The 26,525-nt window shown below is 70.3% G+C and carries 23 protein-coding genes and 1 pseudogene; 16 read left to right on the top strand and 8 right to left on the bottom strand.

Annotated features, from left to right (window positions below; translation table 11 throughout):
- The first annotated feature begins 69 nt into the window (after window positions 1-69).
- Window positions 70-1,851 (top strand): N-acetylglutaminylglutamine amidotransferase, encoded by a 1,782-nt coding sequence (locus tag AB0M48_RS25335; protein ID WP_363846400.1) that lies wholly within the window; start codon window positions 70-72, stop codon window positions 1,849-1,851.
- Between the two features lie 17 nt (window positions 1,852-1,868).
- On the opposite strand, the gene AB0M48_RS25330 is transcribed toward AB0M48_RS25335, so the two are convergent.
- A complete protein-coding gene (locus tag AB0M48_RS25330) occupies window positions 1,869-3,275 on the bottom strand; it encodes a glutamate--cysteine ligase (RefSeq protein WP_363846398.1) in 1,407 nt (468 codons plus the stop codon).
- 326 nt (window positions 3,276-3,601) lie between these two features.
- Between AB0M48_RS25330 and AB0M48_RS25325 the strand changes: the two genes are divergently transcribed.
- On the top strand, window positions 3,602-4,039 hold the full coding sequence (locus AB0M48_RS25325) for a DUF4383 domain-containing protein (RefSeq protein ID WP_363846396.1): 438 nt from the start codon (window positions 3,602-3,604) through the stop codon (window positions 4,037-4,039).
- A 118-nt stretch (window positions 4,040-4,157) separates the two neighbouring features.
- Here the strand turns inward: AB0M48_RS25325 and AB0M48_RS25320 are convergent, their stop codons facing one another.
- Window positions 4,158-4,502, bottom strand: a complete 345-nt coding sequence (locus AB0M48_RS25320; RefSeq protein ID WP_363846394.1) for a hypothetical protein — start codon at window positions 4,500-4,502, stop codon at window positions 4,158-4,160.
- Between the two features lie 245 nt (window positions 4,503-4,747).
- On the opposite strand from AB0M48_RS25320, the gene AB0M48_RS25315 reads away from it, so the two are divergent.
- The 6 genes and pseudogenes from AB0M48_RS25315 (at window position 4,748) to trpB (ending at window position 10,291) form a co-directional block, all read left to right on the top strand.
- Entirely contained in the window at window positions 4,748-5,131 is a 384-nt protein-coding gene (locus AB0M48_RS25315; protein WP_363846392.1) for an STAS domain-containing protein, read from the top strand.
- 54 nt (window positions 5,132-5,185) lie between these two features.
- Window positions 5,186-5,644, top strand: a pseudogene (locus AB0M48_RS25310) (hypothetical protein); the annotation flags it as partial.
- Window positions 5,645-5,994: 350 nt separating this feature from the next.
- Window positions 5,995-7,749, top strand: a complete 1,755-nt coding sequence (gene ctaD / locus AB0M48_RS25305; RefSeq protein ID WP_363846390.1) for a cytochrome c oxidase subunit I — start codon at window positions 5,995-5,997, stop codon at window positions 7,747-7,749.
- Between the two features lie 3 nt (window positions 7,750-7,752).
- Window positions 7,753-8,037: a DUF3040 domain-containing protein gene (locus tag AB0M48_RS25300; protein ID WP_363846388.1), complete on the top strand. Its 285-nt coding sequence runs from the start codon at window positions 7,753-7,755 to the stop codon at window positions 8,035-8,037.
- A gap of 167 nt (window positions 8,038-8,204) precedes the next feature.
- Entirely contained in the window at window positions 8,205-8,999 is a 795-nt protein-coding gene (locus AB0M48_RS25295; protein ID WP_363846386.1) for an AraC family transcriptional regulator, read from the top strand.
- Between the two features lie 86 nt (window positions 9,000-9,085).
- A complete protein-coding gene (gene trpB / locus AB0M48_RS25290; RefSeq protein ID WP_363846384.1) occupies window positions 9,086-10,291 on the top strand; it encodes a tryptophan synthase subunit beta in 1,206 nt (401 codons plus the stop codon).
- A 106-nt stretch (window positions 10,292-10,397) separates the two neighbouring features.
- On the opposite strand, the gene AB0M48_RS25285 is transcribed toward trpB, so the two are convergent.
- Window positions 10,398-11,309 (bottom strand): LysR family transcriptional regulator, encoded by a 912-nt coding sequence (locus AB0M48_RS25285; protein WP_363846382.1) that lies wholly within the window; start codon window positions 11,307-11,309, stop codon window positions 10,398-10,400.
- A gap of 80 nt (window positions 11,310-11,389) precedes the next feature.
- Between AB0M48_RS25285 and AB0M48_RS25280 the strand changes: the two genes are divergently transcribed.
- Together AB0M48_RS25280 and AB0M48_RS25275 are read left to right on the top strand one after the other, a co-directional pair.
- Window positions 11,390-12,316 carry a DMT family transporter gene (locus tag AB0M48_RS25280; protein WP_363846380.1) on the top strand — a complete coding sequence of 309 codons (927 nt, stop codon included), beginning with the start codon at window positions 11,390-11,392 and terminating at the stop codon, window positions 12,314-12,316.
- Between the two features lie 267 nt (window positions 12,317-12,583).
- The gene (locus AB0M48_RS25275; RefSeq protein ID WP_363846378.1) at window positions 12,584-13,333 is read left to right on the top strand and encodes a glycoside hydrolase; all 750 of its coding nucleotides are present in this window, start codon (window positions 12,584-12,586) and stop codon (window positions 13,331-13,333) included.
- A 97-nt stretch (window positions 13,334-13,430) separates the two neighbouring features.
- Here AB0M48_RS25275 and AB0M48_RS25270 read toward each other — a convergent pair whose 3' ends face one another.
- Window positions 13,431-13,997, bottom strand: a complete 567-nt coding sequence (locus AB0M48_RS25270; RefSeq protein ID WP_363846376.1) for a hypothetical protein — start codon at window positions 13,995-13,997, stop codon at window positions 13,431-13,433.
- Window positions 13,998-14,338: 341 nt separating this feature from the next.
- Here AB0M48_RS25270 and AB0M48_RS25265 point away from each other — a divergent pair, with 341 nt between their 5' ends.
- The gene (locus AB0M48_RS25265; RefSeq protein ID WP_363846374.1) at window positions 14,339-15,058 is read left to right on the top strand and encodes a DinB family protein; all 720 of its coding nucleotides are present in this window, start codon (window positions 14,339-14,341) and stop codon (window positions 15,056-15,058) included.
- Window positions 15,059-15,097: 39 nt separating this feature from the next.
- Here the strand turns inward: AB0M48_RS25265 and AB0M48_RS25260 are convergent, their stop codons facing one another.
- Window positions 15,098-15,949 carry a helix-turn-helix transcriptional regulator gene (locus AB0M48_RS25260; RefSeq protein ID WP_363846372.1) on the bottom strand — a complete coding sequence of 284 codons (852 nt, stop codon included), beginning with the start codon at window positions 15,947-15,949 and terminating at the stop codon, window positions 15,098-15,100.
- A gap of 101 nt (window positions 15,950-16,050) precedes the next feature.
- On the opposite strand from AB0M48_RS25260, the gene AB0M48_RS25255 reads away from it, so the two are divergent.
- The 5 genes from AB0M48_RS25255 (at window position 16,051) to AB0M48_RS25235 (ending at window position 21,724) form a co-directional block, all read left to right on the top strand.
- Window positions 16,051-16,950, top strand: coding sequence for an MBL fold metallo-hydrolase (locus AB0M48_RS25255; RefSeq protein ID WP_363846370.1), 900 nt, complete (start codon window positions 16,051-16,053; stop codon window positions 16,948-16,950).
- Window positions 16,951-16,955: 5 nt separating this feature from the next.
- Window positions 16,956-18,425, top strand: coding sequence for a carboxylesterase family protein (locus tag AB0M48_RS25250; protein WP_363846368.1), 1,470 nt, complete (start codon window positions 16,956-16,958; stop codon window positions 18,423-18,425).
- A 157-nt stretch (window positions 18,426-18,582) separates the two neighbouring features.
- Window positions 18,583-20,145, top strand: a complete 1,563-nt coding sequence (locus AB0M48_RS25245; RefSeq protein WP_363846366.1) for a hypothetical protein — start codon at window positions 18,583-18,585, stop codon at window positions 20,143-20,145.
- A gap of 243 nt (window positions 20,146-20,388) precedes the next feature.
- On the top strand, window positions 20,389-21,216 hold the full coding sequence (locus tag AB0M48_RS25240) for a thermonuclease family protein (protein WP_363846364.1): 828 nt from the start codon (window positions 20,389-20,391) through the stop codon (window positions 21,214-21,216).
- Window positions 21,209-21,724 carry a hypothetical protein gene (locus AB0M48_RS25235; RefSeq protein WP_363846362.1) on the top strand — a complete coding sequence of 172 codons (516 nt, stop codon included), beginning with the start codon at window positions 21,209-21,211 and terminating at the stop codon, window positions 21,722-21,724. The genes AB0M48_RS25240 and AB0M48_RS25235 overlap by 8 nt, the downstream gene beginning before the upstream one ends.
- 100 nt (window positions 21,725-21,824) lie before the next feature.
- Here the strand turns inward: AB0M48_RS25235 and AB0M48_RS25230 are convergent, their stop codons facing one another.
- The 3 genes from AB0M48_RS25230 to AB0M48_RS25220 all read right to left on the bottom strand — a co-directional run bounded on the left by AB0M48_RS25230 (window position 21,825) and on the right by AB0M48_RS25220 (window position 26,303).
- Window positions 21,825-22,556, bottom strand: coding sequence for an alpha/beta hydrolase (locus AB0M48_RS25230; RefSeq protein ID WP_363846583.1), 732 nt, complete (start codon window positions 22,554-22,556; stop codon window positions 21,825-21,827).
- 84 nt (window positions 22,557-22,640) lie between these two features.
- Window positions 22,641-23,513, bottom strand: coding sequence for an alpha/beta hydrolase (locus tag AB0M48_RS25225; RefSeq protein ID WP_363846360.1), 873 nt, complete (start codon window positions 23,511-23,513; stop codon window positions 22,641-22,643).
- 9 nt (window positions 23,514-23,522) lie between these two features.
- Window positions 23,523-26,303, bottom strand: a complete 2,781-nt coding sequence (locus AB0M48_RS25220; protein WP_363846358.1) for an AAA family ATPase — start codon at window positions 26,301-26,303, stop codon at window positions 23,523-23,525.
- Window positions 26,304-26,525 lie beyond the last annotated feature (222 nt).

The following is a 26,525-nucleotide window of genomic DNA, read 5'->3' as shown; positions in this document are numbered from 1 at the left end:
CGCTTGATCGTTCGCACTCGGGGTATTCGGCTGCCACCTGTCAGCCCGAACGTTCCCGAGGAGGACGCCATGTGCGGGATCGCCGGTGAGGTGGTGACGGACCAGGCGGACGCTCCGGACCTCGGCGCGGTGGAGCGCATGACGCGGTCCATGTGGTCGCGGGGCCCGGACGGCGTCGGCCACTGGTCGGAAGGACGGGTCGCGCTCGGGCACCGAAGACTGTCGATCATCGACCTGTCCGACACCGGCACGCAGCCCATGGTGGACGACGAGCTCGGACTCGCGGTGGCGTTCAACGGCTGCATCTACAACTACCAGGAACTGCGCGCGGAACTGTCCGACCGGTACCGCTTCACGTCCACAAGCGACACCGAGGTGGTCCTGAAGGCCTACGACCGCTGGGGTGAGCGGTTCGTCGAGCACCTCGTCGGCATGTTCGCGATCGCCCTGGTCGACCGGCGGCGTGACCGCGTGCTGCTGGTCAGGGACCGGCTGGGCATCAAACCCCTCTACGTGGCCGAGGTGCGCGGGCGGACCCGGTTCGCCTCCACGCTGCCCGCGCTGCTGGCCGGTGGCGGCGTCGACACCGAGCTCGACCCGGTCGGCCTGCACCACTACCTGACCTGGCATTCGATCGTCCCGGCGCCGCGGACGATCCTGCGCGGCGTGCGCAAGCTGCCGCCCGCCACCGTCCGCGTCCTCGAACCGGGCCGGGCACCGCGCGACCACGTCTACTGGCAGCCGTCGTACACGCGGCGGTCCGAGCACTCGGGGTGGACCGCGCAGGACTGGCAGGACGCCGTGCAGCAGGCGTTGCGCGTCGCCGTCCGGCGTCGCACCGTGTCGGACGTCGAGGTGGGCGTGCTGCTCTCCGGCGGGCTGGACTCCAGCCTGCTGGTCGCCCTGCTGGCCGAGGAGGGGCAGCGGCCCAGCACGTTCAGCATCGGCTTCACCGGCCGCGACGGCGTGGACGGCGACGAGTTCGTCTACTCCGACGCCGTGGCGCAGAAGTTCGGCACGGACCACCACCGGCTGCACATCGGCGACGAGCAGATCGCCTCGGCGGTCGAGGCCGCCGTCGGATCGATGAGCGAGCCGATGGGCAGCCACGACGTCACCGCGTTCCACCTCGTGTGCCGCGAGGTGTCCCGGCACGTCAAGGTCGTGCAGTGCGGCCAGGGCGCCGACGAGGTGTTCGCCGGGTACCGCTACCACCAGCCGACGGCCGGCGCGCCACGGCACCGGGCGACCGAGGTGTTCCGCGAGGCGTTCCACGACCTGACCCACGACGAGCTCTCCCAGCTCGTGGAAGCCGGCCGGCTGCCGGACCACGACGTCAGCGGCGAACTGATCGCCCGTCACCTGGGCGCTCCCGGCGCGGAGACGGCGCTGGACGCGGTGCTGCGCACCGACACCCACCTCCTGATGCCCGACGACCCGGTCAAGCGGGTGGACAACACGGCGATGGCGTGGGGCGTCGAAGCGCGCGTGCCGTTCCTCGACCAGGACCTGGTGGAGCTGGTCGCGGCCTGCCCTCCCGAGCTGAAGTCCGGCCAGGGAGGCAAGGGGATCCTCAAGGACATCGGACGCGACGTGCTGCCCGTCGACGTGGTCGACCGGCCGAAAGGCTACTTCCCGGTGCCCGCGCTGACCCGACTCGACGGCGAGGTCCTCGACCTGCTCCGCTCGGCCCTCTGCTCCCCCGCTGCCCGCCGCCGCGGCCTGCTGCGCCCCGGTCACGTCGACGCCCTGCTCGCCGACCCGAACGGCCAGGCCACCAAGACCGGCGGGAACGCGCTGTGGCATCTCGGCGTGCTGGAGATGTGGCTGCAGCAGCACGGCATCGGCTGAACGCCCGCCGCCGGCGATCACCCGGCTGCCGGAAAGGGGACCTCGGGGCGCGCTCGGAGGGGCAGGAGCGTGCCCATGGCGGTGGCGCGCAGCATGTGCTCGACGGTTCCGCTGGCCACCAGGCTGATCGGCACGGCCCACTCGACGCCGAGCTCGCGGATCCGGGCGAGTGCCGTGATGCCGGAGGAGCCGAAGAACGTGACCTCGGACAGGTCGACCACGACCTCGTGGGCGCCCGCGCCCAACGCCTCCAGGCAACGCCGCTCGAGCACGTCGCTGTTGGAGATGTCCACCTCGCCTGCCATCCGCACCACGGTGACGCCGTCGTGCGGTGGACGATGCGGCGCGTCGGCGTCGAGCAGACCGAGCAGCGGCTCCACCTCGCCGCCGTCGTACGCGCGGCGCTGACGGTCCGCGCCGCTTCCGCCGCTGTCCAGGAGCTCCAGTCCGCCCTCCACCAGAGGGAGATCGCCGTTGGCGTCGAGCACCGGCATCAGCCGGCGCACCAGCTCGTCCAGCAACTGCCGCACCGGCAGCGCCCGGTCGGAGAGCACGTCCCAGACGCGTCCCCTCACACCGTCCCTCGCGGCACGCCAGCACGCCTGCCGCAGCATCTCGGCGGGGACGGGCACGGCCCGCACACCGCGTTCGACGTCCATCACCGCCGTGGCGACCAAGGCACGCACCAGCGCCGCCAGCAGCGCCGCGTCGTCGGCACTCGCGGCGACGTCCGCGACACGCACCTCGACGGTCGGCAGGTGATGCGAGGGCCGGACGTCCCAGTAGATCATCGCCCGGTCCAGTGCGGTGCCTGCCTCGATCACCGTGTCGCACACGGACTCGTAGTGCTTCCACGAGGTGAAGTAAGGCGGCGGGCCCGACACCGGCCATCGCGACCACACCATCGAACGCCAGCTCGCGAAGCCGGTGTCCACGCCCCGCGAGAACGGCGAGTTCGCCGTGACCGCGCCGAGCACGGGCAGCCACAGCCGCACGTGGTTGCAGACCTGGACCGCGGTCTCCCGGTCCGGCACGGCGACGTGCACATGACATCCGCAGATCAGCTGTTGCGCGGCCAGCGCTCCGAACTCACGGGCCAGCCGCCGGTACCGCAGGCTGTCCGTGATGACTCCGGTCGCGTCACCCAGCGGCGGCGCACCGACCGCGAGGGCACGGCACCCGACCGTGCGCGCGGCCTTGGCGACCGCGGCGCGCGTAGCGAGCAGTTCACGCCGAACCTGCCCGGCGTCGCGGCAGATCGGGGTCTTGGTCTCCACCTGCGCCCTGGTCAGCTCGTAGTCCAGCTCGAGCCCGCACGACTCCCGCGCGACGGAGACCACCTCGTCCGACCGGTTCACCGGCACCCCGGTCACCGGGTCGACCAGGAGGAACTCCTCCTCCACACCGACAGTCGGACTCCACACGTCAGTCGAGCGTGCTTGTTCCACGTCTCACCGCCTTGCTCGTGGCGCGAACACCGAGGTGGTTCCGGCGCCTGCTTCACCGGCGGATGCTGCCGATCGTCGTCACGAGCGGGTATGAGCCGAATTCCCGTGCCCGCCGCCGCGAAACGTCGTTCCGATCGTCCTGTTGGGACTGACCGGCCACGTCGGACTCGGGTAGTGGCCGGAGCAGCTCAAGCCGCACGGCTACCAGGGCACGCCCGCTCGTTGGCCGCAGTTTGCCCTGCCGAAGCAGGGGTAGCCGGGCCACGACCGAAGCGGTTCCCCACCTCTCATCGGGAGTCGGCATGTCCAGAACCGAGATGACCACCCGCACGCCGGCGCAGAAAGCGGCTCTCGCCGTCGCCGCCGTATTCGCACTGGTCGGCATCGCCGGGTTCATCCCCGGCCTCACCACGAACTACGACACCATGACCTTCGCCGGCCACGAGTCGCAGGCGTTGCTGCTCGGCGTGTTCGCGGTGTCCATCCTGCACAACCTCGTGCACCTCGCCTTCGGCGTCGCCGGGTTCCTGATGGCCCGCACGGTCAACGGCGCGTACCGGTACCTCGTCGGCGGCGGCGCGGTCTACCTCCTGCTGTGGCTGTACGGCCTGGTCATCGACCACGACAGCTCAGCCAACTTCGTCCCGCTCAACAACGCCGACAACTGGCTGCACCTGCTGCTCGGCGTCGGCATGATCGGCCTCGGCCTCGCGCTGCGCCGGTCCGGCCGCAGGCACTGATCACTGCCACTCCTCAGGACCACTCCGATGAACACCCGCCGGCGCGGATGCCGATCCCGCGTCGGCGGCTTCGTGGCCGACGCGGTACTGGTTCATCTACGCGCGCGTGCGGCCTGGGTCAGTCGGTCGCGGGTTCCAGCCGGACGGTGAGGCCGCGGACCGCGAGCACCGTCGCCTCCGGGTTGTCCGGCAGCACGAAGTCCACGTCGACCGCCTCCGAGTCCCACCGCACCGGCTCCCGTGCGGTGAGCCGCACCTCGCCGTCCGGCTGGGTCACGGTGGCGCCGTCCTGGTTCAGCACGACGGTGCCACCGTCCTCGGGGCCGCCGGCGTCCGGCAGTTCGGCGGCCAGCCGGAGCCCGGTGAGCCCCTCACCGTCGCAGTCACCCGTGAAGTCGAGGATCATTGTCTTGGAGCGCAGCGTCACCTCGGCGCCCTCGGCGCGGCAGCGGGATTTGGCCATGCCTGGTTCCTACCCGCGCGGAACCGACCTCAATCGGGGTCCACGTCTCCTGCCCCGTTCGATGACTGCTCTGGAACGATCCCGGCTTGCGACTACCTGAAGTGCGGCTAAACTCGGCAGGCAAGCGGTTCAGCCCGTAGCTGCTTCCTTCGTCCGGCTCACGGCCCGACACCTCCGCCGAGCTTGCCACGGCAGTCGGACGCAAAGCCCTCGTGCGTGCACGAGGTGAGGAGGCGCTGGCTGCCATGTCGAAGATCTCCATTCAGCCGCTCCACGTGCAGCGAGAAGTGCACGGGCTCGCAATCGTCGTACGCGCCGCCGGGGAAGTGGACCAGGAAACCGTTTCCCTCCTGCGCACCGAACTGCGGACCGCCATCGCGATGGCGACGCCGTCCTTCCCGGTAGTGGTCGACCTGACCGAGGTCAGGTTCTTCGGATCGGCCGGGCTCAACCAGCTCCTGATCCACCAGCGGCGGGCCGCCGCCGAGAAGATCCCTCTGCGCATCGTCGCGGCGCATCGTGCGGTGTTGCGCTCGATCGAGATGACAGGACTCGACCAGGTCCTGGAACTGCACCCGAACGTGGAGCAGGCCCTGTCCCTCGATCGGTACGCCCGCACGGCGAGCTGAACCGCCCGCGACCGAGCCGTGGTTGGTGGACGTTCGTCCGGGTGATCGCGGGCCATGGTGAAACGCGCGTTGTGGCAGGGCTTGGTCGCGGGTGTGGCCGGAACGGCCGTGATGACGGTGGGCGAGAAGATCGAGCAGCGGTTGACGGGGCGCCCGGACTCCCACGTGCCCGGCCGCGTGCTGGCGCGGCTGACCGGGATGCCGGAGCGACCGGCTGATCAGCCGAGGCCGGTGAACCTCGCCATGCACTTCGGTCAGGGCGCGCTGGCCGGTGTGGTGCGGTCGCTGATGGCGAACGCGGGAATGCGGGGGCCGGTCGCCTCGGCGATGTTCACCGTGGTGCGGTTGAGCAACGACCAGATCCTGGAGAACGCCACCGGAGCCGGTGCACCGCCGCAGACCTGGCCCCGCAAGGAGCTGCTGGTCGACGTGCTGCACCAGGCCGTCTACGCGTTCATCACCGGAGCGGTCGCCGATGCACTGGCCGCACGGCGGGGACCTGGGCCTGGCCGGACGCCGAGAACCTCGGCACTCGACGCACGCTCGCGACATCTGCCCACCGTCGAGGTCCGGGTGTCCGATGTCCCCACCACGGTCGACGAGACCGTTCTGCTGGCGGCTCTCGTGCGCGCGCTGCTCGTCACCTCGGTCCGCGCCGTCACACCGGCGCTGCGCCAGACCGACGGCTGTCCTGAACCGCACGACAGGCCAGGATTGTCAGCCCGAGACCGCGGCATGAGGTCCCAGGCCCAGTGCACCGGCAAGTCGCCCGGATGGACTCGTTCTCGCATGTGTCGCCCCGCTTTCGCAGGGTAGTCAACGCGGTGCACGGCGGACTCACCACTCGGCGTCGAAGGGGAATCATGACCACGTTGAAGCCGGCACCGGTCGTGCCGCTCGCCGGCGCGGCGCCACGGGGCCGGAAGGGCTCCACGTTGCTGAAGCTGTTGAACACCACCGATCACAAGCTGATCGGGATCATGTACATGATCACGTCGTTCGGCTTCTTCATGATCGGCGGCGTGATGGCGCTGCTGATGCGCGGTGAGCTGGCGCGGCCGGGGCTGCAGTTCCTGTCGAACGAGCAGTACAACCAGCTGTTCACCATGCACGGCACGGTGATGCTGCTGCTCTACGCCACCCCGATCGTGTTCGGGTTCGCGAACTTCATCGTGCCCTTGCAGATCGGTTCGCCCGACGTCGCCTTTCCCCGGCTGAACGCTTTCTCGTACTGGCTGTTCCTTTTCGGCGGGCTGATCGTCGTGAGCTCGTTCCTCACACCGGCAGGCGCGGCGGACTTCGGCTGGACCGCCTACACGCCGCTGTCGAGCGCGGTCCACTCGCCGGGCATCGGCGGCGACTTGTGGATCTCCGGGCTGATCGTCGGTGGCCTTGGCACGATCCTCGGCGCCGTCAACATGATCACCACGATCGTGTGCCTGCGCGCACCCGGCATGACCGCCTTCCGCATGCCGATCTTCACCTGGAACATCCTGGTCACGTCGATCCTGGTGCTGGTGGCCTTCCCGATCCTCACCGCCGCACTCTTCGGCTTGCTCGCCGACCGGCACTTCGGCGCCCACGTGTTCGACCCCGCCAACGGCGGCGTGATCCTGTGGCAGCACCTGTTCTGGTTCTTCGGCCACCCCGAGGTCTACATCGTCGCCCTGCCGTTCTTCGGCATCGTCAGCGAGATCTTCCCGGTGTTCAGCCGCAAACCGCTGTTCGGCTACAAGGGACTGGTCTACGCCACCATCGCCATCGCGTTGTACTCCGTGGTCGTGTGGGCCCACCACATGTTCGCCACCGGCGCGGTGCTGCTGCTGTTCTTCTCCCTCACCACGTTCATCATCGCGGTGCCCACCGGCATCAAGTTCTTCAACTGGATCGGCACGATGTGGAAGGGACAGCTCACCTTCGAGACGCCGATGCTGTTCAGCCTCGGGTTCATCGTCACGTTCCTGTTCGGCGGTCTCTCCGGCATCCTGCTCGCCTCACCGCCGATCGACTTTCACGTCACCGACACCTACTTCGTCGTCGCGCACTTCCACTACGTGCTGTTCGGCACCATCGTGTTCGCCACCTACGCCGGCATCTACTTCTGGTTCCCCAAGATGACCGGCCGGATGATGAGCGAACCGATCGGCAAGCTGCACTTCTGGACCACGTTCCTCGGCTTCCACGCCACCTTCCTGGTCCACCACTGGCTCGGCAACCAGGGCATGCCCCGCCGCTACGCCGACTACCTCCCCAGCGACCAGTTCACCAACCTCAACACCATCTCGACCATCGGGTCGTTCGTGCTCGGCGCATCCGTCCTGCCGTTCGTCTACAACGTCTTCCGCAGCTACCGGTTCGGCGAACCGGCCCGGCATGACGACCCGTGGGGCTTCGGCAACTCGCTCGAGTGGGCGACCACCTCTCCCCCGCCCCGGCACAACTTCCACGAACTGCCGAGGATCCGCTCCGAACGCCCCGCGTTCGAGCTGCACTACCCGCACATGGTCGAACGCATGCGCGCGGAATCCCACGTCTCCATCACCAAGCCGGGACCGGCGGGTATCGACCAGACCACGGAGAAGGTGCTCGCCCCGACCGACCGCGAAACGGAGCACTGAGCCGTGGACGCCGCCCGCGAACTCAGGGAACTGCGGCGGATCGAACGCTGGCTGACGGTCAACGACCCCGAGCTGGCTGCGGCGTTGTCCGCACACGGCGCCGAACCGCGGACGGCGAACGGCCGATGGACACGGCTCGCCGTCGACGTCCTCGGAGCGGTGTGCGTGATCATCGGTGCACTCACCGGCCTGTTCATGTTCGTCTTCGTGGGGGTGCTGGTGCTGATGACCGGCGCATGCCTTCACGCCACATGCCTGCGTCGGCACCGTCGGCGTCCGATGGTCTGAGGGTTTCCGGCGCGCACTGGCCGGGACATGTGCACACGATCGGGGTTGAACCGGGTTCCCGGTGGTGGCCCTGCTGCGTTGCGCGAAACCGCGCAGTGCCGTCAACATTGGAAGATGCCGAAGCCCGAAGGCCGAGTCCGGGCCGGTCGCGCGGAAGACTCCTCGCCGTGACACGAGTCGGCTCGATGACGTTCGCGCTCCCGCACGCGGATCTTCTCCGCGCGCGGGGGACGGCGGTGGACTTCGACCCGCACCTGCACGGCACGTACTCGGTCGTGGCCGTCACGAGCGGAACCGCGCACATCTGGTCCAGCCGCTGGAGCAGGACCGTCCACGCCGGCGATGTGTTCTTCTTCAACCCCTACGAGGTGCATGCGGGCAGGAGCGCAGGCGGTCACGCGCAATACGACGTCCTCTACCCGTCGGAGGCGTTCCTCGACAGCTGTACCGCCACGCTCCGGCCGGACGAGATCCGCACCATCCGCACCGAGGTGCTGACAGGAAGCCGAACAACCTGCGAGCTGGTCGATGCGCTCTCAGCACCGGTCATCGACAACGCGTCGATCGAGGAATCCCTCCGGAAAGTGTTGCAGGAATGCACTTTCTCGGTCGAGTCTCCCGCGCCGACCTCGATGTCGATCGCGCGAACGGTGTGCCGGCTCGTCCGGCAGGACGGCCTGCGCTCGACCCGGACGGACGACCTCGCGCGCGAGATCGGCGTCAACCCGAGCCACCTCGTCCGCTCCTTCAAGAAGACGATCGGTGTCCCCCCGCAGACCTACGTCCGCCAGGTCCGCGTTGCCAGGGCACGGGAACTCATCTGCGCGGGATTCGGGCTGAACGATGTCGCGCAGATGGTGAACTTCGCCGATCAGCCACACCTCACCCGCGAGTTCAAGAAGGTGTTCGGCGTGCCGCCGGGCGCGCTGTCACGTGGCGTGTACCGCGACAGGTCGCGCTGAGCGGCCTCCTCGACAGCGTGCACATCCTGTTCAAGATTTCGGGGTCGTCCGCGGCCTAGCGTCGGTCTGCCTGAAAGGTGGTCACGATGCCGCACAGCGGAAGCAAGCACGCCAGCCGTTATCCCGATGCCCACGGCTACTACGGAGAGTTCGGCGGCAACCACTGGCCTGCGCACATGGGGCCGGCACTCGAGGAGCTCGCCGGCGCGTACCGGGAACTGCGGTCGTCGCCGGACTTCTTGCGGGAGCTCGACGAGGTCCGCACCGGTCTGCAGGGCCGGCCCACGCCGGTGCACCACCTGGAGAACATCTCGGACCAGCTGGGTGGCGCCGCCATCTACGTCAAGCGCGAGGACCTCAACCACACCGGCGCGCACAAGATCAACCATTGCGTGGGATTCGCTCTCCTGGCCAGGAAGATGGGCAAGCGGAAGCTGATCGCCGAAACGGGCGCGGGCCAGCACGGCGTCGCACTCGCCAGCGCGGCCGCCCGGTTCGGGCTCGACTGCGAAGTCCACATAGGCGCGATCGACGCCGACAAGGTGAACGCGAACGTGAGCCTCATGCGCCTCCTGGGTGCGCGAGTCGTTCCGGTGGCTTCCGGCCAGTCGACGCTGAAGGAGGCCAGCGACTCGGCGTTGCACGCTTACACCGAGCAGCACGCCCATGCTCTCTACGCGATCGGTTCGGCCATCGGACCGCATCCGTTCCCGATGATCGTCCGGGACTTCCAGTCGGTGGTCGGTCTGGAGGCCCGCGCGCAGTTCCTCTCGATCACCGGCGGAACGTTGCCCGACCACGTCGTCGCCTGCGTCGCCGGTGGCTCGAACGCTCTCGGGTTGTACTCCGGTTTCCTGGACGATCCCGAGGTCACCCTGCACGCGGTCGAACCCCTCGGCAGGAGTGCTCACCCCGGTCAGCACGCGGCCACACTGACGTTCGGACGTCCGGGAACCTTGCACGGGGCCTCGTCCGTCGTGTTGCAGGACGACGACGGCGGACCGGCCGCGGTGCTGTCGATCGCCTCAGGCCTCGCCTACCCCGGCGTCGGCCCCGAGATGGCCATGCTGGGCAAGTCCGGCCGGTTGTCCGTCGACACGGTTTCCGACGACGAGGCGGTCGCCACCTATCTCCGCGTCGCGCGGTCGGAGGGGATCGTCCCGGCTCTCGAGAGCGCGCACGCCCTCGCATTCGCGATCCGGCTGGCGGCGACGAGGCCGCGCACCGAACGCATCCTGGTCAACCTGTCCGGGCGCGGCGACAAGGACGTCGACTTCGTGCTGGCCAGATGAGCGCGCGGCTCGTCACGTTCGACCGGAACGCGCCTGCCTAGGGCGTGTCCCGTAAGTCTCGTCCGCGATAGTCGCGGCCGAGGGCCGTGACTCTCATCGAACGGACTTACGGGACACGCCCTTGGCCCTGGATCACCGCAGCGGCACGGCGCAACTCGACGAAGACCGTTTGAACGGCCTTCCGCGCTATGCGTTCGGGCCGGTGCAGCACATCGATGTGACGGCTGGCCTGCACACCGCTCAGCGGTCTGAGCACCACGCCGGGATGTGGGCGGCCGGTCCACCGCGGCATCAGTCCGATTCCGCCGCCGGCGGCCACCACCTCGGCGCTCACCGTGAAGTCGTTGATGCGATGGGCGATGTGGAGGCGACGGTGGGCGACACTGGCGATGGCCTCGATGATCGCCATGAGGGGAAAGCCCTCGCGGACGGTGATCCACGGCTCGTCGGCGACGTCCTCCGGCGAGAGTTGCGGCTTGCAGGCCAGTGGGTGCCCCGTGGGCAGGGCGACGTCGAGAGGTTCGTGCAACAGCGTGGTGGCGACCACGGTCCGCGGCCACGGCGGCGCATGATCGAGACGATGCGCGAGCACGAGGTCGTAGTCACGGGTCAAAGCCGGGAAGCGTTGCTGGGTGACGTCTTCATCGCCAAAAGCCACGCGCGGGCCGCCTGGGCCGGTGAGACTCCGCAGCAGCATTGGCCAGAACACCGAGGCCGCGCTGTGGAAGGCGGCCACCGCTACTTCGCCGTCCGGTTGTTCCACGAAGTCGGTGACGGCGCGGCGCGCCCAGGCCAGTGCGCTCTCGACCCCGATGGCTGCCGCTGCCAAGGCCTGCCCGGCGTCCGTCAACGACACTCGCCGGCCGGTGCGTTCGGTCAGCGGCACGGGAATCGAACGCTGGAGCAGTCGCAGCTGCTGCGAGATCGCGGACGGCGTCACGCGGAGCGCCTCCGCGACTGCGGTGACACTCCCCAGTTCACCCAGCTCCCGCAGGATCCGCAACTGCCTCTCGTCCACCGCGACAGTGTAGGGCCGCTACATGTTCGTTGAAGAGTTTGGTCATTTTCTTCAACGACCTGGTGATGCAGCGTGATCACATGTTCGTCACCCGCCGCGCCGATCTCGTCCTGCTTCTGGTCGCACTCGTCTGGGGCTCCAGCTACCTGTCGGCCAAGACGGCCACCGCCGTGCTGCCGGTGCTGGCGGTGCTGTTCGCCCGGTACGCTCTCTCCGCTCTCGCGTGCGGCGCGTTGATCGGGCTTCGACGACGGCCGCGACGCTGGACGCGTGACGAGGTCCGCAGCGGATCCGTCCTCGGAATCACCCAGGCAGTCGTTCTGGCGGTGGAGACCTACGGGGTCGCGCACACCAGCGCCGCCAATGCCGGCCTGATCATCAGCCTGACCATCGTGCTCACTCCCCTGCTCGACCGTCGTGGGGGCCGCCGCCTGCCTCCGACGTTCTTCGTCGCAGCGGGTCTGTGCGTCCTGGCCGTCGGGCTGCTCACCTCGAGCACCGGACTGCACGCACCCCGTCTCGGCGACGCACTGATGCTCGCGGCCGCCGTCATACGAGCCGGCCACGTCGCACTCGTCGGCCGGCTCACCGTGGGACGCCCCGTCGACCCGTTGCACCTCACGACCATCCAGACCGTCGTCGGCACCGCGCTGTTCCTGCCGCTCGCGATCCCCCACCTGCCCGAGCTCGCCCACAGCAGCGCCACGACCTGGTACCAGCTGCTCTACCTGGCCTTGTTCTGCAGCGTGTTCGCGTTCCTGGCCCAGACGTGGGCCGTGCAGGGCACCTCCGCCAGCCGGGCCAGCCTGCTGCTGGGCACCGAACCGATCTGGGCGGTCGCCATCGGGATCAGCCTCGGCGGCGAGCGACTCACCGTGTGGACAACGCTCGGCGCTGCCTTGATGATCGCCGGAACCTACTGGGGGCAGTCCGTCGAACGTGCCCACCGCACGTCGGTGTCAAAGTCGAGCAGCGTCATCGTGTCCCGCTCGGGACAGAACTCCTAGCCCTGCCGACGCGAGCCCGACTCCGGCGACGAGCACGGCGACCGGGTTCCACCACCGGCTGGACATGACCTGATCGATGCCGACGCGATTCGACGCGGTGTTCGACGGTTCGCGTGAGAAAAAATAGACGGAATTACTGCCCAAGAGGCCGAGTGACCAGCTATTTCTCTTTTATCAGCACGGTTAAACTCTCATTCGACAATCAGCCGGATGATTGACACCTCGGTACATTGGGAGCGCTCCCATATCCCTGTCCCAGGAGTCATCATGCGAAGGACCATCCGTGCCGTCGCCGCCGCCGGCCTGCTGGCCGCGAGCACGTTCGTCGCGACGGCGAGTCCGGCTCACGCCGACGTGACCATCTGCGACCAGTACGGGTCGACCACCATCCAGGGCCGCTACGTGGTCCAGAACAACCGGTGGGGCACCTCGGCGCAGCAGTGCATCAACGTCACGTCATCGGGCTTCCAGATCACCAGCCAGCAGGGTTCGTCCCCGACCAACGGGGCGCCGGTGTCGTACCCGTCGGCGTTCCTCGGTTGCCACTACACCAACTGCTCCCCCGGCTCCACCCTGCCGATGCAGGTCAGCCGGATCCGCAGTGCCACGTCGTCGATCAACTACCGGTACGCCGGCGGCACCTACAACGCCTCGTACGACATCTGGCTCGACCCCACACCGAAGACCAACGGCGTGAACCAGATGGAGATCATGATCTGGTTCAACCGCCAGGGCTCGATCCAGCCCATCGGCAGCGCGGTCGGCACGGCGAACGTCGGCGGGCGCAGCTGGCAGGTGTGGCGCGGCAGCAACGGTTCCAACAACGTCATCTCCTACGTCGCGCCGTCACCGATCAACTCGTGGTCGTTCAGCGTGCTCGACTTCATCAACGACGTGCGCAACCGCGGTGCGATCACGAACTCCTGGTACCTGACCAGCATCCAGGCCGGATTCGAGCCCTGGAACGGCGGTGTCGGCCTCGCGGTCGACAACTTCTCGGCCTCGGTCAGCGGCTGAGCCGCATCAACAAAGGCCGGTCGACACTCGAAGGCACCTATCAGGTGCGAGTGTCGACCGGCCTTTGTTGGAGCGGGTCTGCGTGCCGCTCCAAAGATCAGCAGGTGACCTTGACGGTCGCGCTCGCCTGGAACGACACGTGCACGTGGTCCATGTGGTTGGCCGTGGGGCTGCCACGGTCCTCCATCGGCGTGTAGCCGCTGCCGTCGTTGTAGCGCTGGCGCCAGATCACGTAGGTCACGCCGAACGCCTTGCGGTTGGCCAGCACGTAGTCGGCCAGGGCGTTGCCGGTGGCGGTGTCGACCATGAAGTCGAGCGCCAGGCCCGTGGGGTGGTCGCCGGAGCCTCCTCGGCCGGCGGCGCCGCCGATGTCCTCGACACCGAACTTGCCCGCGATGTGGTGGCCCACCTGCGCCACGTGCGGCTTGACGCCGTCCAGGGTGGTCGGACAGGGCGGCGGCGGTGGGGGCGGCGGCGGGGGCGGTGGGGGCGCCGGAGGCAGCGTGGTGGTCGTGGTCACCGGGGGCGCCGTGGTGGTCGCCGGGGGCTGCGAGGACGGCGGCGTGGTGCTGGTCGGCGTGTCTTGGCTGGAGGAGGTCGAGGCGGCGGCCAGCTGGGCGGCCGCTCCGGTCGGATCGACCTGCTGGTCGGAAGTGCGGACCACCCAGAAGGTCGCTACGAGGCCCACCGTGAGGGTGGCGGCGACTGCGATCGGGAGCTTCCGGTTGGGTGTCTCAGGTTGCGTTCTATGTCGGCCCGGCATTCGGGAACACCTTGCGTTGGGGACAGGGCATGCTCACACGGGGCGCCACATTACGAAATGAACACGAGAACGTCACAGCCGAGTGTTCATGGTCACATCTCTGCTGGTGAGCGCGTCGCTACAGCTAGTGACAGCCCTGAGGTCGTGGGAGGTCACCGCTCCCTGCGGCGCCTGAGGCCAACCAGGACGGATCTTCGAACGGTCGGGCCGACTTGTCGGTGTTCGAGGCTAAAGTCCGGTGCATGACGCGGTACGTCGACGAGGATCTGCACGGTGCGGAGTTCCGCGAGTGCGATCTGACCGGGGCACGCCTGATCGGCGTCGTCATGCAGGACGCCGTGATCGACGGGCTGGTCACCAACCTCGTGGTGAACGGTGTCGAGGTCACCGAGTACGTCGAGGCGGAGCTCGACCGGCGTCATCCGGTGCGGGTGCTGATCCGCTCCGACGACCCCGCCGATCTGCGCGAGGCATCGCGTCGGCTCCATGCCGGCTGGGCCGCCACGATCGAGCGGATCCGCCGCACGCCCGGCATCGAGCGCCGCAGCGTGAACGACGAGTGGTCGGCGGTGCAGACGTTGCGCCACCTGGTCTTCGTCCACGACTCGTGGTTCCGCCGTTGCTGCCTGGGCTCGACGGAGCTGTTCACGCCGATGGGCATCGGGCCGACCGTCGAGCCCTACCGCGAAGCGCACGGCCTCGACCTCTCGCTCGATCCGTCCCTCGACGAGATCGCGAGCGTGCGTGCCGCACAGACCGCCGAACTCGAGGCCTGGCTCGACGAGGTCACCGCTGCGCGGCTCGCGGCGCGGGCGCCGGTGCCCGACGACGACGTCTGGCCGCCGTACGCCCGAGGCCGCTCGGTGCGGCAGTGCCTCCGCACGGTGCTCAACGAGACCTTCGAGCACCACCGCTTCTGCGTCCGCGACCTCGGCCTGATCGAGGCGCGGGACGCCGAGTAGGACCGGCTGCGGACTCAGCACCCGCGCTGTCGCGGTGACCTAGACGGGCGGGCGCAACTGCCCGAGCAACGTGAGCGCGGCCTCCGCGGCCGAACCAGGTTGCGCCGTCACGACGGTCAGCGTCTGGTCCGGGGCGTGCGGGAGGCGGAGCGTCTGCTGCTTCACCAGGAGCTCCCCCGCGACGGGGTGGTGCATCTGGTGCGCGGTGCTGTCGCAGGCGCGCACTCGGTGGTCGGCCCACATAGTCGCGAACTCGGGGCTGCGGGTCGCCAGTTCACCTATGAGGGCGCTCAGTTCCCGGTCTTCCGGGTACCTGCCGGCGGTGAGGCGGAGGTTGCCTACCACCGCACGGGCCTTGGCCGCCCAGTTCCGGTAGAGGGCGCGGGTGTGCGCGTCGAGGAAGACCAGCTTGGTCATGTTGGGACGGTCCGCGGGGCGTTGAGGGCTGGACTGGTCGAGGTGGCCCGCGAAGAAGGCGTGGCCCAGGGGGTTCCAGGCCAGCACGTCGCCGCGCCTGCCCAGCAGGATCGCCGGTTGGGCCAGCGTGGCGACGAGTTCGGCGGTGTCGGGCCAGACGCGTTCGGGTGGTGGCTTGGGCGCGGTCCGGTGGCGTCGCGGCTGGGCCAGTTCGCGCAGGTGGGAATGTTCGTCGGGGTTCAGCTGCAACGCTCGGGCGAGTGCGGCCACGACCTCCTGCGACGCGTGCAGCGCCTGTCCTTGTTCCAGCCGGACGTAGTAGGAGGCGCTGACGCCCGCCAGACCGGCGACCTCCTCGCGACGCAGACCGGGGACCCGTCGCCGTTCGCCGTAGGTCGAGAGGCCGACCTGGTCCGGTCGCAGGCGCGCCCGGCAGGCTTGGAGGTACTCGGCGAGCTGTCCCTGTCCGCTCATCCGGTCAGTATGCGCATGCCGGTCACGCCGAGCCTGACCACGCGAGTGGTAGGCAAAGGCGGGTCTGGTTGCCCACGGCCGGGGTTCGCAGCATCGACGGCATGGACACGATCGAACTGGGTGACGTCTCCGTCACCCGCGTGTGGGAGTACTACGGCTCGGTGGAGATGACGCCCGAGGTGTTCTTCCCGGAGAGCTCACGGCAGGTCTGGGAGGACGTGGCGCCGGAGTTCCTCGATCCCGCCACCGGGAACGTGCGTGCCGCCGTCCAGACGTGGCTGTTGCGCAGCGAGGGCAGGACGATCCTGGTCGACACCGGGGTCGGCAACCACAAGGAGCGCCCCTACGCCCCGGTGTGGAGCCACCTCACCACGGACTTCCTCGGCAACCTCGCCCGCGCCGACGTCCGCCCCGAGGACGTGGACGTCGTCGTCAACACCCATCTGCACATCGACCACGTCGGCTGGAACACCCGCCTCGAGGACCGCGCCTGGGTGCCGACCTTCCCCAACGCCACCTACCTCATGCCGAAGGACGACTTCGACTTCTGGAACCCCGCGAACAACAGGACCGCCGTGCTCGGCCGCGGCAACCAGAACGTCTTCGAGGACAGCGTCGCCCCCGTGCACCAGGCCGGTCTGACGCGGCTGTGGGAGCACGGCCACCAGATCGACGCTAACCTGCGCCTGGAACCGGCACCCGGCCACACTCCGGGCTCCAGCGTCCTGACCCTCGCCTCCGGCACCGACCGCGCGGTGTTCGTGGGCGACATGGTGCACGCCCCGGTGCAGGTCCTCGAACCGGACGCGAACAGCTGCTTCTGCGAGAACCCCGCCGAGGCCCGTGCCACCCGGCGCAGGATCCTGGGCGAGGCCGCGGACACCGGCACGCTGGTGTTCCCGGCGCACTTCCCAGGCGGGGGCGCCGTGGAGGTCGCGCGCGACGCGGGCAGGTTCGCCATCAAGGACTGGGCGTCCTTCTCCCCCTACGAGCAGAGGTGAGGCCGATGGAGGTCGTCACCACCCGGGGTGCGGTGCGCGGGCTGAGCCGGGACGGGATCGCCGCCTTCCTCAACATCCCCTACGCCGCCGCACCCTCCGGTGCCGGCCGGTTCGCGCCGCCCGCGGAGCACGAGCCGTGGCGGGACGTGCGCGATGCCACCGAGTTCGGTCCCACCGCCCCGCAGGCGCCGCGCCGGCTCGGCAGCATGGACCTGCGCGCCTACTTCGGCGAAGGCCGGCACCGCGGCGAGGAGTACCTCACCGTCAACGTCTGGACACCGGATCCCGCCGCCACCGGCCTGCCCGTCATGGTGTTCGTGCACGGTGGCGGCTTCGTCGCGGGCTCCGGACGCGCGGAGCTGTACGACGGCTCGGCGTTCGCCCGTGACGGCGTCGTGCTCGTCACCGTGAACTACCGCCTCGGTGTCGCCGGGTTCCTCGACGTTCCCGGCGCACCGGCCAACCGCGGCCTGCTCGACGTGGTCGCGGCCCTGCGCTGGGTGCGGGAGAACATCAGCGGGTTCGGCGGCGACCCCGGCACCGTCACGGTGTTCGGCCAGTCCGCCGGCGCGACCGTCGTCGGCGGGCTGCTGGCCACGCCCGGGGCCGCCGGTCTGTTCCGGCGCGCGATCGTCCAGAGTGGAAGCGGTCTGGGCGCCTTCTCCCCCGAGCAGGCGTCCCTCGTCACCCGCGCCGCCGCCGATTTCCTCGGCATCGAGGCGAGCGCCGAGGCCTTCGCGGGAATCTCCGACGAGCGTCTCGTGGAGACGGCGTCCAAGCTCGCGGGCATTGACCTGCGCACGGCGACGCACACCGATCCGCTGGTAGGGCTGAGCCCGTTCAGCCTGGTCCTCGACGCACAACCGGCGGACGCCACCGTCGCCGAGGTCGATCTGCTCATCGGAGCGAACACGGAGGAGGGCAACCTCTACCTGGTCCCGTTCGGCAACTACGACAGCTCGACCAGCGCGGACGTGGACGCCGTCGCGGCCAGGGCGCACCCCGACCCCCTGCGGCTGGTCAAGACCTACCGCGAACAGCGGCCAGCGGCCACCGACGGGGAGATCCGGTCCGCCGTCCTGGGTGACGCCCTGTTCGGCGCGGGCACATGGGCGCTCACCGACGCGTACGCCCGTCACTCCAGGGCTTTCGCCTACGAGTTCGCCTGGCGGTCACCCGCGCTCGACGGCGCGCTCGGCGCCACGCACGCGGTCGAGCTTCCGTTCGTGTTCGGGCGCGCCGACCTCCCGTCGCTGCGCGGGCCGAACAGGCTGCTCGGCGACGGCGAAGTGCCGTCGTCCCTCGTCACGCGGGTCCACGACAGCTGGGTCCGCTTCGCCCGCACCGGAGATCCCGGCTGGCCGCGCTACACCCGGGACCGGCGCACCACCATGCGGTTCGACCTGGACAACGGCACGGTCGACGACCCGCGCGGAGCGGAGCGCCAGGCGTGGGAGCGGCCCCTGCCGAGCTGACGGCTGTGACGCGAGCGCCTCGAAGACGATCAGTCCTTCGAGCTGATGGCGCACCGCGCCCGATCAGGAGGGTCCCGGCTGACGCCCGAACGCTCTTTGGGCCGATTCGGGGCCCGGCCGAGTCGTTGCCGTGATCACGGCAACGCAGGCTGGCCTCATGCGAGCTGGGGTGTTCCTGCGCTGGGTGGCGCATCCGCTGACCGTCGGGGCCACCGCGGTCCTGCTGCTCAACGACCACGTGTTCAAACAGGCCTGGCCGGGCCTCGTCACCGGCAAGCTCAGTGACGTCGCCGGGCTGGTGGTGGCGCCGGCGGTGCTGGGGCTGTTGTCCGGTCTGTTCCGCGCCGGCCGGATCGGCGCCGCGGTGGCGACGCTGCTGACGGGAGCCGGGTTCACGTGGGTCAAGCTGACCGGCACGGGAGCCGAGGTCGCGTCGGCGGCGTGGGCTGTCGTCAACGGGCCCTCGGTCGTTCTGGCCGACCCGAGCGACCTGATCGCGCTGCCCGCGCTGGGCCTCGCCTGGTGGGCCTGGCGGCGGTCGGCGGCGGCTCCGCCACTGCCGGACCGCCCGGCTCACCGGTTGCGGGTGGTGCTCGCGATGCCGTTCGCGGTGCTGGCGATCGCCGCGACTTCCCCGCCCTCCACGAGGATTCCGGCGGTGGACTCCGTGGAGGTCGTGGACGGGCAGGTGGTCATCGAGGTGGATGAGCGGTTGTACGGTTCCGGCTCCGGTGTCGGCGACTGGACGCCGCTGCCGGACACGCCGCCCGGACAGTTGCTGGAGCGTCAGCAGGCCGAAGCCTGCGTGTCTGATGACACCGCACACTGCTATCGGGTGCACGGTGGCGGTCACGTCGACCAGGAAGGATGGCCGCCGCGCGGCGGCCGGCTGCTCGGCGTCGACGAGACGACCGACGCCGGCCGGACCTGGCACACCGCCTGGGAGGTGCCGGCCGCCCGGTGGCCGTTCGTCCAGCGCCAGCACCCGTTCCCCGGCGGAATCCGCCGCGTGTCCAAACTGGCCAGTGTGGACGTCCAGGTCCGTGCCGTCCCGAGTGGACACGAAGTGATCGTGGCCAACGGCGTCGAAGGGCTCGCGGTTCGCGGCGCCGACGGCGCGTGGCGACGCGTGCCGGTGGTCATCGCGGCGACCGGGCTCGAGCTCCGTCCCGCGCCGCTCACCGCGTTCGGCCGGGTGATCGGAGACGACGTGAAGGAAGCCGGAACGATCACCCTGCTCGCCCTGCTGATCGGGATGTCGGTCGCGGTCTGCCGGACCCGCGCCCGGCTTGGACACGTGCTCATCGTGGTGCTGCCACTCGTCTTCCTTCTCGTGGCGGTCGTCCCGATCACCGGCGCGGTGGTGTTCTTCATGTCCAACCACGGGATGTCGACCGTTCCCGCACTGGTGTTCGCGCTGTGTCTCATCGGCGTCGGCATCGGTCTCACGATGGCGCAGGGAGCGGTGCGCCGGTCACGTGCGGCGGTCGTGAACGCCGCCGCCGTGCTGACCGGTCTGGCGTTCCTCGGACCCTCTCTCGGCTGGACCCTGGGCTTTCCTCCCGAACGCGGGTCCATCGGCCAACTCGGCCTGATCCTCGCGGCAGGAGGCATGGTCCTGGTCGTCGCGGCCGGCTGGTGGGCCGGCCGCTACCCGGCGGACACCGACGACCTGGTCGCCGACGCGCCTTGGCCGCCTGTTCCCGGCTCAGCCGGGTGAGTGCAGGCACAATCACATCACCGGTCCGGTGAAGCATTGGGGCCGAATCCAATTGAACCTTTTACCTCGTTGACGACCCGTTTGCCAGCGGTAACACTGCCTTGGCGGCGACACGGACCCCCGCACTGCCAGGCGAAATGCCGAAGACGTGGCCTCGGTGAAGGTCGACGTGGGCTGCCTGTGCCACAGCCACGTCCGACCCTCAGCGAGGCGGGATCGCCATTGCCCAGCTCAGCAACGTTCATGATCAGTCCAGGGTTCGTGCGCCGCTCCTGGTGGCGCTCCAGCCAGACCGCGAGGCTCGCGGTAGCCGGCTTGGGCGTCGTGACCACGGTCGCCACCACGGGAGCGATCGCCTTCAACGGTGTCGCGGTGCCGGGGATGCGCGCGGGCTCCGGCCTGGAAGCGAACCTGCGCAGAGGCGACTCCGTCGAGGTGACGGTCCACGCGGTGTCCGAAGTGGACTCTTTCGAGGGCGCGGAGCCGGGCACCGGTCTCCTCGTCCGCGCCCGCGTCACCGGGGTGCGCCGGGTCGGCGACTGCTGGCAGGCGGAGTCCCGCGCCGCCGCCCGGAACCTGTTGCTCGGCAAGGAGGTGCGGCTGGTCATCAGGAGGGACGACAGTTCCGGCGGTGATCAGATCATGGTCGACGTCCTGCTGCCGAACGGCGACGACTACGCCCGGACCGTCGTGCGCGACGGCGCGGCGTCCGCGGATCCGTCGACCCGCGAGGACCTCGCGCCGGTCGAGTCCGACGCTCGCCACGACCGCCGTGGCGTGTGGGCGACCAGCTGTGCTCCCGCCGGAACCGAGGTGACGGCGACCAGCGCACCTCCGACGGCCGCGCAGACCACGACCGTCACCGCGACGACCGTTCCGGCACCGGCGGAGTCTCCCCCGCCGCGGCCGTCCTCGGCGGCACGGTCCTCCACGCCACCTGACGATCTGTGGGTGGGCATCCTCAGAGGCAGGCGGTGCACGTCCGAAGGTGAGCGGCGAACGTCCATCACCGGCGGGGAAATGGTGTGCGCCCACAACGACAAGGGCGAACTGAGGTGGCGGCGTGAGTGATGAGGATCGTGTCGATCTGTTCGGCGGGCCGGTCCACGTCGTCGAGCCGGCACCTCGCCCGGAGGACGGCAGGCCGCCGCGTGGCCTGACGGCGCAGGGCTGGATTCGCACGACCGGCTGGCTTCAGATCGGCGACCGGCCGGTGAGTTCCGCCTTCGTCGCCGCGGCGGCCGGTTTCCTGTGGGCGCCGATCGTGGCGGTCACGCTGATGGCCGAGTTCCCGGTCGCGGCCGGGGTTCTGGTCGTCACCACTCCCGCGGTGGCCGGTGTGGCGTGGTGGTTCTTCACCACCTGCGTGAAGCCCGCGTCCTCGGCACGGAACACCGGCCAGAAGCACGCGAGCGATCTGCACGCAGGGGACGTCGTCCGGCTGTGCGGCTCGATCGGACCGGTCGGCAGGGTGACCGCGGTGGCGCACGGCGACGTCGTCCGAGTGGACTTCCACGGCGGAGGACGGCAGTCCTGGGCCGCCTCGCGCGTTGTGCACGTCGCGGAGTTGCTCAGTTGACGCACAGGGCATCGCCAGTGGCGCGTGTTGAGGCACGACCGGCAACGATCACGATGCCGCCGTGCCCCGCGAGCCTCCTGCTCACGGGGCCGGGAAGGCGTCAGCCCGCGGCGCGGAAGATGAGGTCCGCGACCGCGTTCGGACGCGAGACCGCCACGGCGTGCGAGGCTCGCTCGACGGTCGCAGTCGTGCGTGAGCCGGCCCGGTCGGCCATGAACTTCTGCGCCTGCAACGGAATGTTCTTGTCGGCACCGGCCAGCAGGAACCACGAGGGGATGCTCGCCCAGGCGGGTGCGCCGGACGCCTCGTTCAGGGCGACGTCGCGGATCGGGCGCTGGGTGCTGGCCATGAGGGCGGCCTGTCGCGCCGGGACGTCGGCCGCGAACTGCTGCCGGAAGAGCGAGGGCTTGATGAACAGGTCCTGCGAGCCGTCGGGCAACGGGACCGGTGCCAGCGTCTCACCCAGTGTGCTGCCGGGGTACTTCCCGGCGAGCTGTGCCGCGGCTTCTCCCTCGGCGGGGGCGAAGGCGGCGACGTACACCAGTGCCTTCACCTTCGGCGAACGCGCCTTCACGTTGGTGATGACGGCACCGCCGTAGGAGTGGCCGACGAGCACCACCGGTCCGTCGATGGCGGCGAGACGCGTGTCGAGCGCCTCGGCGTCGGAGCGGACTCCGCGCAGGGGGTTGGCCACGGCGACGGCGGTGAAGCCCTTGCGCTGCAAGCGCTCGATGACGGGGTTCCAGCTCGCGCCGTCAGCGAAGGCGCCGTGGACGAGGACGATCGTGGGCTTCTGCCCCGTTGCCGGGTGGGCGGCCACCGCGTTCGACATGCCGAACAGGGCGAGCCCGGCGGCAGCGATGAGCACGGCCAGCAGAGCGGTGACGCGGTTCTTGAGTCTGTGCATGTCCGGTTCTCAGTCTGTGAGGAAGGCGAGCAGGGCGGCGTTGACCTCGGCCGCGTGGGTGAGCAGCAGGCCGTGCGGAGCGCCGTCGATCTCCACGTAGCGCGCGTCGGGCAGGCGGCGGCGGAACTCGCGGGCGGTGGCGTCGATCGGCAGGATGCGGTCGGCGGTGCCGTGCAGGATCAGCGACGGCACGTCGATGCGCTCCACGTCGGCCCGGAAGTCCGTCAGCCACGCCGGGACGCACGCGTACGCCGCCACGGGCGCCGAGGCGATCGCGGTGGCCCAGTTCGCCCGCAGCGCGGCGTCGCTGAGACGGGAGCCGAGCGTCTCGTCGGTGTTGAAGAAGTCGACGAAGAAGTTCTCGTACCAGGCGTAGCGGTCGGCCTCGGCCTGCTCGGCGATGCCGTCGAACACCGACTGCGGCACGCCGGTGGGGTTGTCCTCCGTCTGCAGCAGGAACGGCTGGAGCGCGCCGAGGAAGGCCGCCTTCGCCACCCGCTGGGAGCCGTAGGTGCCGAGGTAGCGAGCGACCTCACCCGAGCCCATCGAGAAGCCGACGAGGACGACGTCGTTCAGGTCGAGCCGGGTGAGGACCTTGTCCAGGTCACCGGCGAAGGTGTCGTAGTCGTAGCCCGTCATGGTCTTGCTCGACCGGCCGAAGCCCCGGCGGTCGTAGGTGATGACCCGGTAGCCGGCCTTGACCAGCGCGTCGGTCTGCTTCTCCCAAGACTGCCCGTCCAGCGGGTAGCCGTGGATCAGGACGACCGGCTGGCCGGAGCCGTGGTCCTCGTAGTACAGCTCGACGTCGGTCGAGCCCTCGGTGCCGACGGTGATGGTTCCCATGGTGCCTTCCCGCCCGTCCGCCGTGTGCGGACAGGGCATGGCACGAACCTAGGGAGCGAGCAGGGCCGGCCGCGTCCGTCGGACTACGTCTTCGGCGTACGTCATCGTGCCGCGCAGCACCGCGGCGAGCTCGCCGCGCGACGTCACGCCCAGCTTGGGGAACATCCGCTGGAGGTGCGTGCTCACCGTCCGGGGCGAGACGTACAGCCGCTCACCGATCTCCCGGTTGGTGAGCCCCTGCGCGGCGAGCTGGGCGACGTGCAGCTCGGTCGACGTGAGCCGGTCGACGGCGACCGGGTCCTGGCGGGGCGAGGACGTACCCGCCGCGCGCAGCTCCTGACGCGCCCGCTCCGCCCACGCTGACGCACCGAGCGCGTCGAACACCTCGCGCGCGGCCTGCAGGACGACTCGGGAGCCCGCGGGCCGCCGGTGCCGCCGCAGCCACGCACCCAGCGCGAGGTGCACCCGCGCCCGCTCGAACGGCCAGTCGACGGGGACGGCGTCGAGGGCCTCCCGGTAGAGCTGCTCGGCGGTGTCCGGCGGACTGAGCAGGGCACGGCCGAGGCGCACCCCGCAGAGCAGGGCGGGCGAGGGGGTCCCCTCCGCGAGTGGCGTCAGCTCCCGCAGGACGTCCCGCGCCGCTTCGGTGGACTCGCTGCGCACGGCCGCCTCGACCAGTTCGGCGACCCCGTAGAACCGCAGCCAGGGGTGGAAGGCGGGATCGGCCGGCTCGAAGACGCGCTGCAGGTGCCCGAAGGCGTCGCCGTAGCGCCCCTCGCAGAGGGCTGCCTGTCCGCGGGCCATCTGCACGATGGCGAGCGCCGGGCGCGCGCCGACGGGCAGCGCGGTGCGCTCCGCCTCCGCTGCCCACGCCTCCGCCTGCGGATCGCCGCAGACGGCGGCGACCTGGGCGCGAATGGCGTGCACCATCGCGTGCACGAGGGACTGGCCGGTCTCGCGGGCCAGCTCGGCGGCCTCCTCTGCGGCGAGGAGGGCAGCACGCACGTCACCGAGCCGTGCGGCGCTGCCCGCCTGCACGCACAGTGCCCTCGCCAGCATCGACAGCCGGCCCTGGGCCCGCAGGGCGTCCAGCGACCGCGCCGTCAGCCGGTTCGCCAGTGCGGGAGCACCCACCGTCACCGCGGCGGCGCCCAGGAGCTGGTCCCCCTCGGGGTTCTCCGACGACCGCTGCAGCTGATCGGTCAGGGCCTCCAGGACGGCTCGTCCGCGTTCGACCGGTGCGCAGTACGCCCGCAGGGCCACCAGGTCGGCGTCGTCCGCGTCCACGGGCATCCGCTCGGTGGCGGCGGCGACCCGGCGGCGGGCGGCCGGTCCCGGTTCTCCCCAGAAGCAGTGCAGGACCGCGCCCCACAGCATGCGCAGTCCCAGCAAGGGCTCACCACCGGCGGCGATCCCGACGGCCAGCTCCGCCAGTTCGGCGGTCGCGGTGCCCTGGCCCTGCGCCGCCCCCTCGACCAGGGCGATGCCGACCCAGGCCGCCCGGCCCTGGTCCCGGACCGACAGGTCCAGCGAGCGCGCCTGATCCAGCAGGTGTGCCGCCGCGTCGCACTGGCCCGACTCCAGGGCGTGCTCGGCCGCGCGCAGCAGCCGGTCCGCGCGAGCGGAGGGGTCGGCGGTCAGCTCGGCCGCTCGCCGCAGCGCTGCCGCGGCCGCGGCGACACCGCCCCGCCGCAGGGCCCTGCCCGCCGTGGAGTCGAGGTCCCGCGCCGCTTGCTCGTCGGAACCGGCGGTGGCGGCAGCGCGGTGCCACGCCTGCCGGTCGGGCTGCCCCTGGAGCTCGCGGGCGAGAGCGGCGTGCGCGGCCTGTCGTTCCGCGGCCGTCGCGGCGTGGTGCATCGCCGAGCGGACGAGCGGGTGCCGGAAGACCATCCCCCACGGCTCCAGCAGACCGGCGTCGACCGCGGGCCCGAGTGCGGCGGCGTCGACCGCCGTGCCGAGCATCCCGGTAGCGGCGGCGAGGCACTCGTCCATCGTCCCGTCACCGTTGAGAGCCGCGAGGAGCAGGACGGCGCGGGTGTCGGCCGGAAGCCGGGAGACCCGTGCCGTGAAGGTCCGCTCCAGCCGCTCGGTCAACGGCAGCGGGCCCGGCGTGAGCGCGTACGCCCCGCCGACCGACCGCAGCGCGACCGGCAGCTCGGTCAACGCCAGCGGGTTCCCCGCCGCCTCCACCAGCAGCCGCCGCCGGACCTGCTGGCCCAGACCGGGGGCCACCGCGTCCAGCAGCTCACCCGACACCTCGTCCGTCAGCGGGTCCAGGTGCAGCACGGACAGCCCGGCGCCGCCGAGCCGGTCGTCGAGGGAGCGGGTGACGGCGACCAGTGCGAGGGGGTCGGACTCGATCCGCCGCGCGACGAACCCGAGCACGTCGAGGCTGGCCCGGTCCATCCAGTGGGCGTCCTCGACGACCACCAGCAGCGGTGCCTTCACCGCCGCGTCCGACAGCAGCGTCAGCGCGGCCAGGCCGACGAGGTAGAGGTCGGGCACGGCCTCGTCGACGAGACCGACGGCCGCGCGCAGCGCCGCACGTTGCGGTGCGGGCAAGTCGTCGATGCCCTCCCGCAGCTGGTGGACCAGCTGGTGCAGGCCGGCGCAGGGCACGTCCTCCTCGGACTCCACCCCCACCGCCGTGATCACCCGCGTCCCGCGGTCAGCCGCGCGCGCCGCCGCCTCGGCGACCAGCGCCGACTTGCCGATTCCGGGTGAGCCGAGGACGACCACCGCGCCGCCCGACCCCGAGGCGGCCTGCCCGACCAGGGCGGCCAGTGCACGGCGCTCCGTCTCGCGCCCCAGCAGCGCCCGTCGTTGCATTCCGTGCTCGCTTCCGTGTCACTCCCCGCTGCGGCGACCGGAAAGCGGGGGTTACAGCTCGTCCGCGAGTATTTGAGCACCAACTTGAACAATCAAGGGACTTGTTGCTCACCGAGGTGGTGCGCTTCACAGCCGCGCTTCGAACTCACCGCGCTCACCCACGGGACCGAGGTGCAGCCCCCTCTACCTGGAACCGGGAAGCCTGCGGTATCGGCGAGGCCG

This window comes from Lentzea sp. NPDC051208 (assembly GCF_040682435.1).
Taxonomy (GTDB): Bacteria; Actinomycetota; Actinomycetes; order Mycobacteriales; family Pseudonocardiaceae; genus Lentzea; species Lentzea kristufekii.
The sequence above is the reverse complement of the archived record's forward strand: the minus strand, read 5'-3'. Positions and strand labels throughout refer to the sequence as shown.